The organism is Vreelandella sp. H-I2 (genome assembly GCF_052959335.1).
Genome location: NZ_JBRAMC010000007.1, coordinates 109,757 through 126,165 on the forward strand (window position 1 = coordinate 109,757; position 16,409 = coordinate 126,165).

Consider the following 16,409-nt stretch of genomic DNA (forward strand, 5'->3'; position numbering starts at 1 on the left):
GTGTAACTATAGATCAAGCTAAAAACGCTTGTCCTACCTCGACTAGTCTATAAGGAAGAAGACGATGAAAACATTGCGTGCCTACCTCTCTACCCTGCTGATTGCGGCGCTCGTGATTACCAGTTTGCCCGTTGCAGCAGCTCCCGCTGCGCCTCAGCCAATGGATTTAGTCTCTACTCAATCTGTTTTGTCAGCTGATCGTGCCGGCGCTGACCGTGAGCGCATTAACGAGATACTGGCCCGCGCTGACGTACAAGATCAGCTCCTAAAACAGGGTGTTGACCTGGACGAAGTCGAGGCCCGTGTTGCGGCACTGAGTGACAGTGAAGCTCAACAAATGGCCGAACAGCTTGAGCAACTACCGGCCGGTGCTGGCGGTGGCGTAGTGGGCGCATTATTTGCTGTCTTCATCATCCTGCTGATTACCGACATTCTTGGCCTAACCGACGTTTATCCGTTCACGCGTTGATAGGCAGCTCATGACCATTGAATTTCTTAACGCCCGCTTAGCGGGCGTTTTTATTATCCTGTTACTGCTTAGCGGCTGTGCACGCAGTCCGGTCCTGCTACAAAGTACCTATCAAGCGCTACCTCCCCATACCGAAATCACCAGCGTGCCGTTTTACGCCCAAACAGAGTTTCAATGCGGCCCTGCTACGCTTGCGATGGTGCTCAACCATCAGGATGTCGAGACAGACGTTAAGCAACTGATCCCACAAGTTTTTTTACCTGAGCGGGATGGCAGCGTACAGCCAGAAATGCTTGCGACTGTACGACGTTATGATCAACTCGCTTATCCCATTCGCGGAACCATGGATACCCTGTTAGGTCACTTAGCAGCAGGCGATCCGGTAGTAGTCATGCAGAATTTGTCGCTGCCGATTTACCCTATGTGGCACTACGCCGTCGCCATTGGCTACGACCTGCCCAATGAGACATTAATTCTACGCAGTGGCGAAATTGAACGTCATACGATGTCGTTTAGCCGCTTCGATGCGACCTGGGCCCGCACGGAGCGGTGGGGTTTTGTGGTGGCCGAACCGGGCACTCTACCTCTGGGTATTACCGCCCGTAACGCATTGGAAGCGATTAGCGCCTACGAGGAAACCCATGGGCCGAAAGCAGCGCTTTCAAGCTGGCAAGCGTTTGTAGCCCGCTACCCAGCCAACGCGATGGGACAATTCGCATTAGGCAACGCGCGTTACGCCAACCAACAGCCTGATGAGGCTCGTAATGCCTTTAAGCGGGCAACAAAACTAGATGGGACGATGGGCGCGGCATGGTTAAATCTAGGGCTTATACTGCTTCAGCAAGATGCACTTGATGCCGCACGGGAGGCTCTGACACAAGCTGCCTCGCTTGAAGGAACTTGGCAGGATAAAGCACGCTTAGCTTTAGGAGGAATTGATAAGAATTAGAAATCAGTAACTTAAAATATACATTAATAATAACGAGCAAAAGTATGGTCCTGTAATTAGTAAAGTTGTCGGATGGCATACATTGCAAGTGAGTGCTTAAGTTGTATAAGGATAATGTCTTCAAGCTGTTCGTTGGACTACCTAACCATTGTCGGGAGAGGTGTCATGCAGAACTGCCCTTTGCTATGGAAGCACTCTTTTGATGATCATGTTTATTCATCCGATGCCTTTTCGTGTACTCACTCTTGTACTCAGGAATTAGGAGAAAGGGACATCATCCCTTTCATCTCGCTGATTACCTTGTGATGATACAACGCTTTCTCGGCCAGCCGCGCGGCCGCCTAGCGGCCATTTTTGCCATCATCCTCTGTTCGATGTCGGCAGTTATGGGCAGCTACGTTTACAGCGCTTGCCAAAAAGCCAATGCCGACTACACCAAATTGGTGAGTGACATTATATTGGCTCAGCAAGCGACACCACAGCTACGAACCGCACTGGAAGAAGCAAGCCACCAACCTAGCAGCGAATATAATGAATATATTGATTACTTTGTTTCACTGTCTAAACAGCATCTCCATAACATACAAACAACTATTGAACGCCATCGTTATCTCACCTCAGATGTCCAATACCTTACTCATCACTTCATTGAACTTGATAGCCGCCTATCGATATTAAGCCAGCAGGCTCTTGAGGCGCAGCAACGCCCAGAGCTTATTGAGCCGTTGCTGCGTGATGCTATGGAGATCAGAGGTTCCCAGGCGTGGTTTTATAACCAATTGCTTGAAAAAATCCACGCTATTTCCCTTCAACAGCGCTTGGTAATGCAGCGGCTCTCTATCGCCGTTAGTGTGCTCTTGGTATTAATGGTTAGCGCAGCTATTACGTTATGCTTGGCGGTTATTCATCTTCACCGTCAGCGCAACTTAATGTATCAGCTGATGCTAACGGATGAATTAACGGGGTTATATAACCGGCGCCATTTGGTAGAAGTAGCATTCGCAGCGCTGACCCAAGCGCAGCGGGATAAAGCACCCCTGAGCTTGTTATTACTCGACCTTGATCACTTCAAGCAAATCAACGATAAATATGGGCACCCTAGCGGCGATGAGGTGCTGCGCCAAGTCAGTATAAAACTACGTCAGCTAAGTCGCCCATCCGATACATTAGCGAGAATTGGCGGAGAAGAATTTTGTTTACTGATGCCGAATACTTCCACCCATGATGCGCTCCAGGTGGCGGATCGGCTGCGCCGAGAGATTGAGGCAAATAAACTAAGCGACCTAGATCCGCACGACAACCCGACCATCAGCATCGGGGTGACGACGGGTAATGGAGGTACTCTTACGTTTGAACAACTGTACTCCTTTGCCGATAAAGCGCTTTATCAAGCCAAAGCGCTGGGGCGCAACCGGGTAGAAAGCATGTTACCCCCCATCACCTCATCATCAGAGAACACCGATAAAGCATATATGCAATCACTTATCAGCTAAGCCGTTGTCTATTTAACTGTTCTCGAATGAAAGCCAATGTCAAAAAACACGGTTTAAACCATTTTGGGCAGCCACTCTGTACGCCTCAGCCATGGTGGGGTAATTGAAGGTAGTGTTCACAAAGTAGTTAAGTGTATTAGCTTCGCCCTTCTGCTGCATGATGGCTTGACCGATATGCAAAATCTCAGACGCTTGGTCGCCAAAACAGTGAATGCCGAGTATTTCCAAGGTATCCTGGTGGAAAAGGATTTTAAGCATACCTACGGTATCACCGGTTATCTGCGCCCGGGCGGTATCTTTGAAAAAGGCTTTGCCTACTTCATATGGTACTTTTGCTTCCGTCAGTTCACGCTCATTCGGGCCGAAGGAGCTGATCTCAGGGATTGTATAAATTCCTGTGGGTACATCGCTGACAAATCGGTACTCTTTTTCGAGTAGCTCATTACACGAATTTAAGCCTTGATCGTAAGCTGCGCTTGCCAAACTCGGCCAGCCGATAACATCACCTGCAGCATAAACATGGGGCACTTCGGTACGGTAATGCTCATCAACACTTAGCTGGCCCCGGCCATTTGCCTTCAAGCCAATGTTTTCGAGCCCCAGGCTGTCAGTATTGCCCGTGCGCCCGTTGGCCCATAGAAAGGCGTCAGCGCGAATTTTCTTGCCTGATTTTAGACGCACGACAACGCCTGATTCATCCCCCTCGACACTTTCATACTCTTCGTTATGACGAACCAGCACACCGTGCTTGCGCAGGTGGTACGAGAGCGCATCGCTGATTTCATCGTCCAAAAAGGACAGCAGGCTGTCGCGATTGTTGATCAAATCGACCTTGACGCCTAACCCCGAAAATATCGATGCGTACTCACAGCCAATGACGCCAGCCCCGAAAATGACTAGGGTGCGCGGAGTGTGCGAGAGGCTCAATATCGTGTCCGAGCAATAAATGCGCGGATGTCGAAAGTTAATATCAGCCGGACGATAGGGGCGTGAACCGGTGGCAATCACAATTTTCTTAGCCACCAATTCTTCCATGCCTTCTTGGCGGTCTCGCACCAGCAACGTGTGTTCATCTTTAAAGCGAGCAACGCCATGAAATAGGTCGATGCGGTTACGAGCATAAAACGTCGTACGCATCTCGACTTGCTTGTCGATAGTGCCGCGTGAACGCTCCATCACTTTAGGAAAAGAAAACCAGCGTGGCTCACCAATATCGCGAAACATACGGTTGGTATTGAACGCCATGATCTGTTTGACCTGATGGCGTAAGGCTTTGGAAGGAATGGTACCCCAGTGGGTACAGTTGCCACCTACCTGAGCCTGCCTCTCAATAATCGCGACACGCTTGCCATGCTTTGCAGCGTTGATAGCAGCGCTTTCCCCTGCAGGCCCCGTACCGATCACCACAACATCGTAATTGTGAACCGCCATGCTCTCTGCGTCCCTTTGCTATTTTTGATCAATCATCATCCCGTTGCTAACGCAGTCTTGTTAGCGACGTGTAGCATCGTAGCCCAAATCGGCACCACGGCTTTCATCGCTACGGCGGCGCACGCCACCGCGCTTTCGGTTCTCTTCTTCACAAACCTCGTCTTTGCCACCGCAGATATCGCAGCCATCTTTCATGCCGATTTGATTCAAACCGCCGCAAGAACCGGCAATCGGTTTGCGGCCCATAATGACCCCTACAGCCATCGCACCCATAATCAGTGCCATGAAACCGAATACCAGTAGCCAAATAGTCATATCAACCTCCCAGCATCACATTGCCTAGCTTTAAATTATTGGCCTTACCTGACGACAACAGTCGTAGGGATAAGTGCCTCACGGTCATTCATCATTAAACTGATTATACCTTAGCCGAGCACCTCTTATCAGCGCAGTGATGGGTCATTCCTTTCACAAGCGTTTATAAACAAACGGGGCCAGCCCAATAGGCCAGCCCCGCTTAACACTACTATCGACTTACTCCGACTGCTTAGCCACCGAAATCATCCAACAGGATATTTTCCGGCTCAACGCCCATATCAAGTAGCAACTTGATAACCGAGGCGTTCATCATTGGCGGCCCACACATGTAGTACTCGCAATCTTCAGGTGCTGGGTGATCCTTCAGATAGTTTTCGTACAGCACGTTATGGATAAAGCCTGTCGGCCCTTCCCAGTTATCTTCAGGCTGAGGATCAGAAAGCGCTAAGTGCCACTCAAAGTTGGGGAACTCTTCGGCTAACTGGTCATACTCTTCGTTATAGAACGTTTCACGCCAGGAGCGCGCGCCGTACCAGAAGGTGATCTTGCGATCAGACTTCAAACGCTTCAACTGATCGAAGATATGGCTACGCATCGGCGCCATACCCGCACCACCACCGATAAAGATCATTTCGGCGTCTGTATCACGGGCAAAGAACTCACCGAACGGACCCATAACCGTCACCTTATCGCCTTCTTTCAAGCTAAAGACGTAAGTCGACATCAAGCCTGGCGGATGGTTAGTACCAGGAGGCGGCGTCGCGATACGGATATTGAACTTGAGAATACCCTTTTCATCGGGGTAGTTCGCCATAGAGTAAGCACGAATCACTTCCTCATTGTTCTTGTGGGAAATTTTGAACATATCAAATTTTTCCCAATCACCCCGGTACTCCTCTTCAATATCGAAGTCTGAGAACTTGATATCGTAAGGCGGTGCTACAAGCTGCACATAGCCACCGGCACGGAAGGCAACTTCTTCCCCTTCAGGCAGCTTCAGGTTCAGCTCTTTGATAAAGGTGGCAACGTTGGGGTTAGCAATTACCTCACATTCCCACTTCTTCACCCCAAACACTTCTTCAGGCACTTCTACTTTCATGTCCTGTTTCACAGGTACCTGACAAGAGAGGCGCCAACCCTCTTTCTTCTCACGCATGGTGAAGTGCGACTCTTCCGTTGGCAGGATTGAGCCACCACCTTCTTCTACCCGGCACTTACACTGGGCACAAGAACCACCGCCACCACATGCGGAGGAGAGGAAAATACCGTTAGCAGCAAGCGTATTTAGCAGCTTACCGCCAGCCTGGGTCTTCAAAGTGTGTTCGGGGTCGTTGTTGACCTCAATGGTCACATCCCCGCTACTCACAAGCTTACTGCGCGCTGCCAGAATGATCGCCGTTAAGCTAATAACGATGATCGTGAACATGACAACACCGAGCAAGATGACTGTTGTATCAACCATGTCGGTTTCCTATTGCTGAAGGTTTCCTGTTACCCAGCGCTGCGTTTGGCACCGCTGGGAAAAACCGGCTCCGATTAAAGCTGAATGCCCGAGAAGGACATAAAGCCCAACGACATTAGCCCCACGGTGATGAAAGTAATGCCCAGTCCTTGAAGGCCAGCTGGCACATCGCTGTACTTCAGCCTTTCACGAATACCTGCCAGCGCGGCAATTGCCAGCGCCCAGCCGGTACCCGCACCAAAGCCATAGACAACGGCCTCACCGAAGTTATAGCTACGCTCTACCATGAACAGTACGCCACCCAGGATGGCGCAGTTAACGGTAATAAGCGGTAAGAATACCCCCAGCGCGTTGTAGAGCGACGGCACATACTTATCAAGGAACATCTCCATGATTTGTACCAGCGCCGCAATAACGCCGATGTATGAGAGCAGGCCAAGGAAAGAAAGATCTATATTTTCAGTACCACTAATACCGGTCCAGGTCAGAGCACCTTCCTGAAGCAAGTAGGTGAATACCAAGTTATTTACCGGCACGGTAACGGTTAATACAACGATAACCGCAATACCCAAACCAATCGCTGACGATACTTTTTTGGACACTGCCAAGAAAGTACACATCCCCAGAAAGAAGGCTAGTGCCATGTTCTCAACAAATACCGAGGCAACAAAAAGACTCAGATAATGTTCCATGTTACACGGCCTCCTTGGGCTGGGTATTTTCCTTCATTTTGAACTCATTATCTTCAACCTGCTCAGGGTTAACGGAACGTAGCACCCAGATGAGCAGACCAATAATGAAGAACGCCGAAGGCGGCAGTAACAGCAAGCCGTTGGGGACGTACCAACCACCATCTTGAATGGGCTGAAGGATAGTAAAACCAAACACGCTACCCGAGCCAAGCAATTCCCGTACGAAACCGACCACCATGAGAACGAAGCCATAGCCTAAGCCATTGCCGACACCATCCAAAAACGACATGCCAGGCGTGTTAGACATCGCAAAGCCTTCTGCACGTCCCATAACGATACAGTTGGTAATGATCAAACCCACAAATACGGAAAGCTGTTTAGACATTTCGTATGCGTACGCTTTCAGAATCTGATCTACCACGATAACCAGTGAGGCAATAATGGTCATCTGTACGATGATACGAATCGAAGAAGGAATGTGATTCCTGATCAACGATACGAATAGATTAGAAAATGCCGTTACGAAGATAACCGCCAGTGCCATAACGAGCGATACGCTCATGCTGGTGGTTACCGCAAGCGCCGAACAGATCCCCAATATTTGCAGCGCAATGGGGTTGTTCTGGAAAATCGGCGCCGTTAAAACGCCTTTTGCATTTACGTCCGCCATGATTAGGCCCCCTCAACATCTTCGAAGTTGGTATCGGTCTCTTCGGCGTCTTCCGGCTCAGTACCACTACGGAATCTTGCCAAATAGGGACCGAAAGCCTCTTCGCTTAACCAGAACTGCAGCATGTTGGTTACGCCGTTACTGGTTAGCGTCGCGCCAGATAGCGCATCTACTTCGTATTCGTCGCTAGCACCGCCTTTGGTCAGGTGAATCTCCGGTGAGAGGTCACCCTCTTCATCGTAAATTTTCTTCCCTTCCCACTGAGCCTGCCAGCGCGGATTGTTAACTTCAGCACCCAGGCCTGGCGTTTCGCTGTGCTCGTAGTAGGTGATACTGACAATAGTATTGCCATCACCTTCTACTGCCAGGAAGCCACGCATGAGTCCCCAAAGACCTTGGCCCCGAATAGGTAGCACGATCTGTTCCGGGTCATCTTCATTGCCAATCAAATACACTGTGGCATAGTTTTCAACCCGTGACAGGCCCGCGATGTCCTGATCACCCGATAATGTACGACCAGAGGCTGGGTCACTAGCGGCCTCGAAACTGTCATACGTATCGGGATCAAACTCATCAGAGTATTCACCGCTATCCAGATCAACGACCCGAGCGGTAATTTCCTCGTTAAATACCTCTTCAACATCCATGCCCGGCTCATACAGCTTGGCAACGTTTAAGATGTTGGTTTTACGGTCGAGCTCCTGATTAAGCTGCTGCATTGGTCGCAAAGCGACCGCCGCAGTCGAGACAATGACGGAGCACACAATACACAATGCAAACGCCACAATCAGGACTTTCTTGATGGAGTTATTACCTTGTGCCATTAGGCGGTCTCCTCGGCCGGAACGCCGGTACGCTTCACGCGACGTTTGATATTGGCCTGGACGAAGAAATGGTCAATCAGCGGTGCAAACAGGTTAGCGAAGAGGATCGCCAGCATGATGCCTTCCGGGAAAGCCGGGTTTACAACGCGAATCAAGACAGTCATTACACCAATCAGCGCACCAAATAGCAGCCGCCCCTGATTGGTCATTGAGGCTGACACCGGGTCGGTCGCCATGAACACCATACCGAAGGCGAAACCACCAATGACCAAGTGCCAATACCATGGCATGGCAAACATCGGGTTGGTGTCAGAACCAACCAGATTAAACAGTGCACTGGTCGCCACCATCCCCAGGAAGACGCCGAGCACGATTCGCCATGAAGCAATACGTGTCCACAACAGTACCGCTAAACCGATCAAGATCGCCAGAGTTGAGACTTCACCGACAGAGCCGGGAACAAAGCCAAGGAAAGCGTCCCACCAGCTATAGGTACTCGTCATTTCTGCCATACTTTCTTGGAAAGCAAGCGAGAGAGGAGTAGCCCCGGTATAGCCATCCGCTGCAACCCAAACGGCATCGCCGGATATTTGCGCGGGGTAAGCAAAGTATAGAAAAGCACGTCCGGTCAGCGCAGGGTTCAGGAAGTTCTTACCCGTGCCACCGAAGATTTCTTTACCAATGACAACACCGAAGGTAATACCTAAAGCAACTTGCCAAAGCGGAATCGTCGCGGGCAGTATTAACGCGAACAGTACCGATGTGACGAAAAAGCCTTCATTAACTTCGTGACCGCGTTTGATGGCAAACAGTACTTCCCAGAAACCACCCACTACAAACGTTACCAAATAGATAGGTAAGAAGTAGGTAGCCCCTAAGACAAAGTTCGCCCATAGGCTGCTGGGATCGTGTCCAGACGCCAATGTCATCAAAATCGCTTCGCGCCAACCTCCCATTGAGGCGTATCCCGCGTCAATAGCCGTGTTAGCTTGCCAGCCAGCATTCCACATACCAAAGAACATGGCCGGGAAAGTACACAACCATACCGTGATCATGATGCGTTTGAGATCAATACCATCACGCACATGAGCAGTGGTCTTAGCAACGCTCGGCGGCGTGTAAAAAATGGTATCGACCGCTTCAAATAACGGATAGAACTTTTCGTACTTTCCGCCTTTGTGGAAGTGCGGCTCGATATTTTGGAGTGTCTGTTGAATACCCATCATCAGGCCTCTTTCTCGATCATGGTGAGATTGTCACGCAGGATGGGGCCATATTCGTATTTGCCAGGACAAACATACGTGCACAGCGCCAGATCCTCTTCGTCCAGCTCCAAACACCCAAGCTGCATGGCAACCTCAATGTCACCCACGATCAGCGAACGCAGTAGCTGAGTCGGCATAATATCCAACGGCATCACCGTTTCATAAGAACCAACGGGCACCATGGCGCGCTCTGAGCCATTGGTTGATGTGGTTGGTGCGTAGTTACGCAAACCTTTGAATCTGGAAAGGTAAATACCCAGAACCGAATGTCGATCTGCGCCCAACGACAGCCAGCCCATTAAGATACGCTTATTACCTTCTTCAATCAGACTAACTTGATTGTTAAAACGCCCCAGGTAGGTAAGCTTGCCTTCGGCAGTAAAGCCAGAGAACACAGAACCAGAAATCACGCGAGTGTCATCGGGTTTGATGACTTCTTCTGCCAGGAGTTCCTCTGTGCTAGCACCGACACGCGTTCGCACCAGGCGAGGTTTTTCAGCACGCGGCCCTCCAATGGCGACCACACGGCTCATATCCAGCTTACCTTCTACAAAGAACTTACCGAACGCGATAACGTCCTGATAGCCGATGTGCCACACCTTTCTATGCAGTGCGACAGGAGAAAGGAAATGGATATGCGTACCTACAAGCCCGGCAGGGTGCGGCCCAACAAAGCTTTCGGTTTTTACGCCGTCAATATCGCCGCCCGGAATCGAGGCATTTTCACCCGTACATAAGAAGACGTTGCCCTCGGTCAGGCACGCTAACACCTTGAGGCCGTCCTCGAATGCCTGCGACTGTTCATTAATGATCAGTTCAGGATCAGGGCTAAGTGGATGGGTATCCATAGCAGTTACAAAAATATCGGCCGGGGTGCTGTCAATGGCCGGAGTACGCGAAAAGGGACGGGTACGTAGCGCCGTCCAGAGTCCCGACTCCACCAGTTGGTCAACAACGACCTGACGTTCAAGCTGCGCTAAGGCATTACGATCATGAGCAGCGAATTCAACCGCTTCCTCAGTTTCGTCGACTTTGATCACGACAGATAGTAAACGACGTTTTTCGCCACGGTTTATTGCAAGCACTTCACCGGCAGCGGGCGCTGTATAGCGCACACCATCAATTTTCTTATCGGTGAAGAGCAATTGGCCTAGTTTGACCTTATCCCCTTCCTGGACCTCCATTGTTGGCTTCATGCCAACATAGTCGGTACCCAGGATTGCCACGTGGCGCACAGGCCGCGCATCTTCAATACGCTGCTCGGGCGCTCCCGCGATGGGGAGATCCAGGCCTTTTTTGACTTCGATCATAGTCTCGCCCAGTTGTTGGATCGGATATACGAAGGTAAGGGGTTCGAATGCTTATTTTCTGCTCAGCGAATGCTTATTTTCTGCTCAGATTGTTACCAGTCCGGCCCAAGTAGCACTTGAACCACCCCGAAAAATCCACCGTATTATAAAGACAAGCGCGTCCAATGACCACATCCCTTAAGGTCGCAAAAGGTGCTATATACTTTGGCTAAGAGGCTTTACAAAAATAAAAACAGCGCCACCCGAAGGTGACGCTGCATCTCAATTTAGCCTGACAGCCCGCCTACGAAGCTAAGCGAGCGCCATTATTTAGCGCGGCAGCTTTAGAAACCGCACATTAGACATTTGCTGTAAAATTCGCACGACTTGGCAGCTATAACCAAATTCGTTGTCGTACCACATGTAAACAACAGCATGATGACCGTTGGCGATGGTGGCTTTGGCATCAACAATACCGGCATGACGATTACCCACGAAGTCCGACGAAACCACCTCGGCGGAGTCGACAAAGTCAATTTGCTTCTGGTAAGCAGAATCAATCGACATCCGGCGCAAGTAGTCATTTAGCGCAGCGGCATCGGTGGTTTTGTCCAGGGTCAGGTTAAGAATGGCCATAGAAACATTCGGGATGGGCACACGAATCGCGTTACCGGTCAGTTTACCTTCAAGCTCTGGCAACGCCTTAGCGACAGCTTTCGCTGCACCAGTCTCGGTCAACACCATATTCAGTGCTGCACTACGGCCACGACGATCGCCTTTATGGTAGTTATCGATAAGGTTCTGGTCATTAGTGTACGCATGCACGGTTTCCACGTGACCATTTACCACACCATACTCATCATTCAGCACTTTGAGTACAGGCACGATAGCGTTAGTGGTACACGAAGCAGCCGACACGATAAGGTCGTCATCACCAATGGACTCATGGTTAATGCCATAGACAATATTTTTAATATCGCCTTTACCCGGGGCTGTCAGCAGCGCCTTAGCAGCGCCCTTGCACTGCAGATGTTGCCCTAGGCCTGCTTCATCGCGCCAAATACCGGTGTTATCGACAATCACCGCGTTATGAATATCGTACTCGGTATAATCAATCTCGCTGGGTGAATCTGCGTAAATGACCTGAATGACATTGCCATTAACTATTAAAGAACGCGCCTCTGCATCGACCATGATAGTGCCGTCAAACGGACCATGGACGGAATCACGGCGCAGCAGGCTAGCGCGTTTCTCAAGGTCTTTTGCTACATCGCCGCGGCCACGAACGACGATAGCGCGTAAACGCAGCAGATTACCGCCACCGGCTTTCTCAACCATCACCCGCGCCAGCAAACGACCGATACGGCCAAAACCATAGAGCACCACATCTTGCGGCTCGCCGGTACTGGCGCCAGGCTGGTAGCCGTCAATGATTTCGCCCAGCTCTTTACGCAGGAAGGCGTCAACATCGCCGCCACCCTGGCGCTTAAACATTACCCCTAACTTGCCCACATCCACGTGCGCAGGCCCAAGGTTTAGCGCAACCATGCTCTTGAGAATAGGGTAAGTATCCTCGACGGAAAGTTCGGTTCCCTCCAGTTTGCGCACGAAGCGGTGATCTTTAAGAATCCGGATGACTGACCGTTTGATCAGCGAACGTCCAAACATGGTGGCAACGACATTGTTCTGACGATAGAGCTGCCCAACTAACGGGATCATTTGCTCCGCCAAGGCTTCGTTGCCCTGCCATTCTTGAAAAACGTTTTCGAGCGCTTGCTGACTCACGTGCGGCCTCATCAGGTAGTGGAAACAGGAAGTGGGAACGGGGTCGTAGACCAATCAATTGATGCTTATTATCCGGGGCAAGCGCAGTGGTCGCAATGAATGGATAGTCGCACAACATGTAGGGGTATTACAGAATCGTCGATCTCACTACAAAAAAGAACGATCCTAAAAGATTCAGCCGCTACCTTAAGCCGCGGCACTCTAACTGAAACGGGTGATCGTGTATGATCTGTTTTCCGTTTCAGCGCAAAAACGATATCTTGCTTATGCCGACCTTCTCTTTGCTCGAACCGCCCCAGCCTCAAGGGACACGCGACACACTTTACTGGACAGCGCCGCCGGGCAGTGCGACTGTGCTGGCACTTTCCCGCGTTGCGGCTCATGCTCCCCTCTTAGTGATCACCCCCAGTACGGCCAGTGCACAGCGCCTGGAACAAGATCTCTACTTTTATAGCGATGTGCCGGTTTTACCCTTTCCCGACTGGGAAACACTGCCTTACGATAGTTTCTCCCCACACCAGGATATTGTTTCAGCAAGGCTACGCACGCTGCGTCAACTACAGGATGGCGTTCGCGGTATTGTTTTGGTGCCCATCAATACGTTGATGCAACGATTACCACCGGTTGAATATATCGCTGGCCGGGTAATGACGCTGAAAACCGGCGAGCGTTTAAATCGTGAAGCATTTCGTGAATCACTTTCCAGGGCGGGCTACCGCGCCGTTGAAACGGTATACGAACCCGGCGAATACGCCATGCGCGGCGCGCTGATCGACCTGTTTGCGATGGGTATGGATGAGCCGATTCGCATCGACCTGTTTGATGATGAAATTGACACGCTGCGCCATTTCGATCCAGGCAGTCAGCGCTCGACAGATAAACTGGATGCATTGGAATTATTGCCTGCCCACGAATACTCGCTGAGCCGCAGCGCTATCGCCTGTTTTCGTGAACAGTTTGAAACCCTGTTTGATGTCGATCCGCGCCAGTGCCCACTTTACAACGATGCGCTAAAAGGCATTCCATCGCCGGGCCTCGAACATTACTTACCGTTGTTTTTTGATCAAACCGCCTCGCTGTTTGATCACCTGACCGATGATACCCGGGTGGCACTTCTGCCGGGCGTTTTTGATGCGGCCGAGCAGCACTGGCGGTCAATTGATGCCCGCTACGTTAATTTAGGCGTTGACCCAACCCGCCCCCTCCTGCCTCCGCATCGGGCATTTTTTCCTGTTAATGATGTATTTTCGGCAATTAAAGCCCGGCCGCGCATAGAACTGACCGACGATAGCGAACAGCGCCATGCCCAACATCCCGAAGCTTTGCCGCTTCCCACGCTATCTATCAATGCCCGCGCCAAACAACCGTTAGGCGAACTAGCTGCGTTTCTGAAATCTCACGACCAGACCCGCATGCTTTTTGTGGCGGAGTCCAGAGGGCGCCGCGAAGCGCTGGAAGAAATATTAGCGCCTCTTGGGCTTGCCCTCCCCCACATTGATAGCTTTCACGACTTTCTAGCCAGCAAGCATACCTATGCAATTACTGAAGGTTTGGTTGATAGTGGCCTATGGTTGAACAACCCCAGCGTTGCGGTGATTAGCGAAACCGAGCTGTTTGGTGATGTGGTACGCCAAAGCCGTCGGCGCGAAAAAGCCACCGATGATAACGAGCTTGCGGTTCGTCACCTATCAGAACTGCGCGAAGGCGCCCCGGTGGTTCACCAGGCCCACGGTGTGGGTCGCTATTTGGGCTTGGAAACGCTAGAGGCAGGCGGCCAGGCGAGTGAGTTTCTGGCACTCTCCTACGCCGATGGCGCCAAACTTTATGTGCCCGTTGATAGCCTGCACCTCATTTCTCGCTATAGCGGAGCCGATGACGAACTGGCGCCGCTACACAAACTTGGTTCGGATCAATGGGAAAAAGCCCGCCGCAAAGCCGCGGAGAAGATCCGCGATACTGCTGCTGAACTGCTAGATGTCTACGCCCGCCGGGAAGCCCAGCAAGGCGTTGTCTACGAAGCGCCAGGCGATGAATATGTTCGTTTTGCGAGCAACTTCCCGTTTGAAGAGACCGCCGACCAGCATGCAGCGATTGAGGCTGTTATCAGCGACATGACATCGCCACAGCCAATGGATCGCGTTGTTTGCGGCGACGTGGGCTTCGGCAAAACCGAAGTCGCCATGCGGGCGGCTTTCCTGGCCGTGCAATCCGGTCGCCAAGTGGTAGTACTGGTACCCACAACGCTATTGGCACGCCAGCATTTTGAGAACTTCCGCGACCGTTTTGCCGACACCGCCGTCAACATTGGTTTGATCTCCCGCTTTACCAGCGGAAAAGACGCCAACCAAACACTGGAGAGCATCAAAAGCGGCCAAACTGATATCGTTATTGGCACCCATAAACTGCTCTCCAAGAGCGTTGAGCTACCCAAGATGGGCTTACTGATCATTGATGAAGAGCACCGCTTTGGCGTGGCACAAAAAGAGAAGCTTAAAACACTGCGCGCTGAAGTCGATATTTTGACATTAACGGCGACGCCCATTCCGCGCACACTGAATATGGCCATGAGCGGTATCCGCGATCTTTCAATTATCGCAACGCCCCCCGCTCGCCGCCTATCAGTCAAAACCTTCGTCCAGCAGCACGACACCAGCATTATTAAAGAAGCATTATTGCGTGAAATCCTCCGCGGTGGCCAGGTCTATGTGCTGCATAACGAGGTTAAAACGATTGAGAACAGCGCAGAAAAGATCCGAGAATTAATTCCCGAAGCCCGGGTGGCGGTAGCCCATGGCCAGCTCCCCGAGCGCAGCCTAGAACGTATCATGTCAGACTTCTACCACCGTCGCTTTAATGTGCTGGTGTGCTCAACCATTATTGAAACCGGCATTGACGTACCTAGCGCCAATACGATTATTATTGAACGTGCCGATAAGTTTGGCCTGGCACAGCTGCACCAATTACGGGGTCGCGTTGGCCGCAGCCACCATCAGGCTTACGCTTACCTATTAACGCCCCCCCCCAAAGCCATGACACGTGATGCTATCAAACGCCTGGAAGCGATCAGCGCCTCAGATGATTTAGGCGCTGGCTTCACCTTGGCCAGCCACGATATGGAAATCCGCGGGGCTGGCGAACTGTTGGGTGATGAGCAGAGCGGCCAGATGGAAACCATCGGTTACACACTCTACATGGAGATGCTGGATCGTGCTGTGAAAGCCATACGTGCTGGTAAAACACCTAACATCGATGCACCTTTCAATACCGGCGTGGAAATTAGCCTTAATCTGCCAGCACTGATTCCGAATGATTATATTCACGATGTGCAACAACGGCTCGTCATGTATAAGCGGATTGCCAATACTCAAAGCGATAGTGAGCTTAAAGAGCTGCAGGTTGAGCTGATTGACCGGTTTGGATTGCTGCCCGCACCGCTAAAAAATCTAATTCGCCAAACCAAGCTTCGCCATCGTGCTGAGCAATTAGGCATCAGCAAGATTGAGGCTGGAGAGACCCGTGGGCGGGTGCTGTTTGATGGCAGCACCCAAGTCGACCCTTTAACGCTAGTCACCCTTATTCAGACATCTCCGAAGCATTACCGTTTAGACGGTTCTGACACGTTAAGATTTGAATTGCCTATGGAAAGTGTCGACAAGCGCTTCCAGCAGCTCGAAAACTTACTCAGCACGCTTAATCAAAAAGTAGCGGCGGCGTGAACCTTGGGGCAAACTTGCCACTAGCCATGCCTTAATGGTTCACAAC

At 51.1% G+C, this 16,409-nt stretch carries 13 protein-coding genes; 4 read left to right on the top strand and 9 right to left on the bottom strand.

What is annotated here, in order from left to right; all coding sequences use genetic code 11:
* Positions 1 to 64: 64 nt before the first annotated feature.
* The 3 genes from ACUVOF_RS17370 (at position 65) to ACUVOF_RS17380 (ending at position 2,911) form a co-directional block, all read left to right on the top strand.
* Positions 65 to 469: a PA2779 family protein gene (locus ACUVOF_RS17370; protein WP_447045522.1), complete on the top strand. Its 405-nt coding sequence runs from the start codon at positions 65 to 67 to the stop codon at positions 467 to 469.
* A gap of 10 nt (positions 470 to 479) precedes the next feature.
* A complete protein-coding gene (locus ACUVOF_RS17375; protein ID WP_447045523.1) occupies positions 480 to 1,418 on the top strand; it encodes a PA2778 family cysteine peptidase in 939 nt (312 codons plus the stop codon).
* A gap of 305 nt (positions 1,419 to 1,723) precedes the next feature.
* Entirely contained in the window at positions 1,724 to 2,911 is a 1,188-nt protein-coding gene (locus ACUVOF_RS17380) for a GGDEF domain-containing protein (protein ID WP_447045681.1), read from the top strand.
* Between the two features lie 39 nt (positions 2,912 to 2,950).
* Here the strand turns inward: ACUVOF_RS17380 and sthA are convergent, their stop codons facing one another.
* The 9 genes from sthA to ACUVOF_RS17425 form a co-directional block, all read right to left on the bottom strand.
* Positions 2,951 to 4,342 (bottom strand): Si-specific NAD(P)(+) transhydrogenase, encoded by a 1,392-nt coding sequence (gene sthA / locus ACUVOF_RS17385; RefSeq protein WP_447045524.1) that lies wholly within the window; start codon positions 4,340 to 4,342, stop codon positions 2,951 to 2,953.
* Positions 4,343 to 4,402: 60 nt separating this feature from the next.
* Positions 4,403 to 4,657, bottom strand: coding sequence for a (Na+)-NQR maturation NqrM (gene nqrM / locus ACUVOF_RS17390; protein WP_022523176.1), 255 nt, complete (start codon positions 4,655 to 4,657; stop codon positions 4,403 to 4,405).
* A 232-nt stretch (positions 4,658 to 4,889) separates the two neighbouring features.
* Positions 4,890 to 6,122: an NADH:ubiquinone reductase (Na(+)-transporting) subunit F gene (nqrF, locus tag ACUVOF_RS17395; protein WP_447045525.1), complete on the bottom strand. Its 1,233-nt coding sequence runs from the start codon at positions 6,120 to 6,122 to the stop codon at positions 4,890 to 4,892.
* Positions 6,123 to 6,196: 74 nt separating this feature from the next.
* Positions 6,197 to 6,814, bottom strand: a complete 618-nt coding sequence (gene nqrE / locus ACUVOF_RS17400; protein WP_447045526.1) for an NADH:ubiquinone reductase (Na(+)-transporting) subunit E — start codon at positions 6,812 to 6,814, stop codon at positions 6,197 to 6,199.
* A 1-nt stretch (position 6,815) separates the two neighbouring features.
* A complete protein-coding gene (locus tag ACUVOF_RS17405; protein ID WP_113269611.1) occupies positions 6,816 to 7,484 on the bottom strand; it encodes an NADH:ubiquinone reductase (Na(+)-transporting) subunit D in 669 nt (222 codons plus the stop codon).
* Positions 7,485 to 7,486: 2 nt separating this feature from the next.
* The gene (locus ACUVOF_RS17410) at positions 7,487 to 8,308 is read right to left on the bottom strand and encodes a Na(+)-translocating NADH-quinone reductase subunit C (RefSeq protein ID WP_447045527.1); all 822 of its coding nucleotides are present in this window, start codon (positions 8,306 to 8,308) and stop codon (positions 7,487 to 7,489) included.
* Positions 8,308 to 9,534 (bottom strand): NADH:ubiquinone reductase (Na(+)-transporting) subunit B, encoded by a 1,227-nt coding sequence (locus ACUVOF_RS17415; RefSeq protein ID WP_113269609.1) that lies wholly within the window; start codon positions 9,532 to 9,534, stop codon positions 8,308 to 8,310. The genes ACUVOF_RS17410 and ACUVOF_RS17415 overlap by 1 nt, the downstream gene beginning before the upstream one ends.
* Positions 9,534 to 10,883, bottom strand: coding sequence for a Na(+)-translocating NADH-quinone reductase subunit A (locus ACUVOF_RS17420; RefSeq protein WP_447045528.1), 1,350 nt, complete (start codon positions 10,881 to 10,883; stop codon positions 9,534 to 9,536). Before ACUVOF_RS17420 ends, ACUVOF_RS17415 begins: the two co-directional genes overlap by 1 nt.
* Before the next feature lie 309 nt (positions 10,884 to 11,192).
* A complete protein-coding gene (locus ACUVOF_RS17425) occupies positions 11,193 to 12,647 on the bottom strand; it encodes a glyceraldehyde-3-phosphate dehydrogenase (RefSeq protein ID WP_447045529.1) in 1,455 nt (484 codons plus the stop codon).
* Positions 12,648 to 12,913: 266 nt separating this feature from the next.
* Between ACUVOF_RS17425 and mfd the strand changes: the two genes are divergently transcribed.
* Positions 12,914 to 16,363 (top strand): transcription-repair coupling factor, encoded by a 3,450-nt coding sequence (gene mfd, locus ACUVOF_RS17430; protein WP_447045683.1) that lies wholly within the window; start codon positions 12,914 to 12,916, stop codon positions 16,361 to 16,363.
* The last annotated feature ends 46 nt before the right edge of the window (positions 16,364 to 16,409 follow it).

Excerpts from the sequence above, each read along its gene's own strand:
- ACUVOF_RS17380 (WP_447045681.1), top strand. The coding sequence starts at position 1,724 with ATGATACAACGCTTTCTCGGCCAGCCGCGCGGCCGCCTAGCGGCCATT.
- ACUVOF_RS17405 (WP_113269611.1), bottom strand. The coding sequence starts at position 7,484 with ATGGCGGACGTAAATGCAAAAGGCGTTTTAACGGCGCCGATTTTCCAG.
- ACUVOF_RS17420 (WP_447045528.1), bottom strand. The coding sequence starts at position 10,883 with ATGATCGAAGTCAAAAAAGGCCTGGATCTCCCCATCGCGGGAGCGCCC.
- nqrE (WP_447045526.1), bottom strand. The coding sequence starts at position 6,814 with ATGGAACATTATCTGAGTCTTTTTGTTGCCTCGGTATTTGTTGAGAAC.
- ACUVOF_RS17375 (WP_447045523.1), top strand. The coding sequence starts at position 480 with ATGACCATTGAATTTCTTAACGCCCGCTTAGCGGGCGTTTTTATTATC.
- nqrF (WP_447045525.1), bottom strand. The coding sequence starts at position 6,122 with ATGGTTGATACAACAGTCATCTTGCTCGGTGTTGTCATGTTCACGATC.
- mfd (WP_447045683.1), top strand. The coding sequence starts at position 12,914 with ATGCCGACCTTCTCTTTGCTCGAACCGCCCCAGCCTCAAGGGACACGC.
- ACUVOF_RS17415 (WP_113269609.1), bottom strand. The coding sequence starts at position 9,534 with ATGATGGGTATTCAACAGACACTCCAAAATATCGAGCCGCACTTCCAC.
- ACUVOF_RS17410 (WP_447045527.1), bottom strand. The coding sequence starts at position 8,308 with ATGGCACAAGGTAATAACTCCATCAAGAAAGTCCTGATTGTGGCGTTT.
- nqrM (WP_022523176.1), bottom strand. The coding sequence starts at position 4,657 with ATGACTATTTGGCTACTGGTATTCGGTTTCATGGCACTGATTATGGGT.
- sthA (WP_447045524.1), bottom strand. The coding sequence starts at position 4,342 with ATGGCGGTTCACAATTACGATGTTGTGGTGATCGGTACGGGGCCTGCA.
- ACUVOF_RS17370 (WP_447045522.1), top strand. The coding sequence starts at position 65 with ATGAAAACATTGCGTGCCTACCTCTCTACCCTGCTGATTGCGGCGCTC.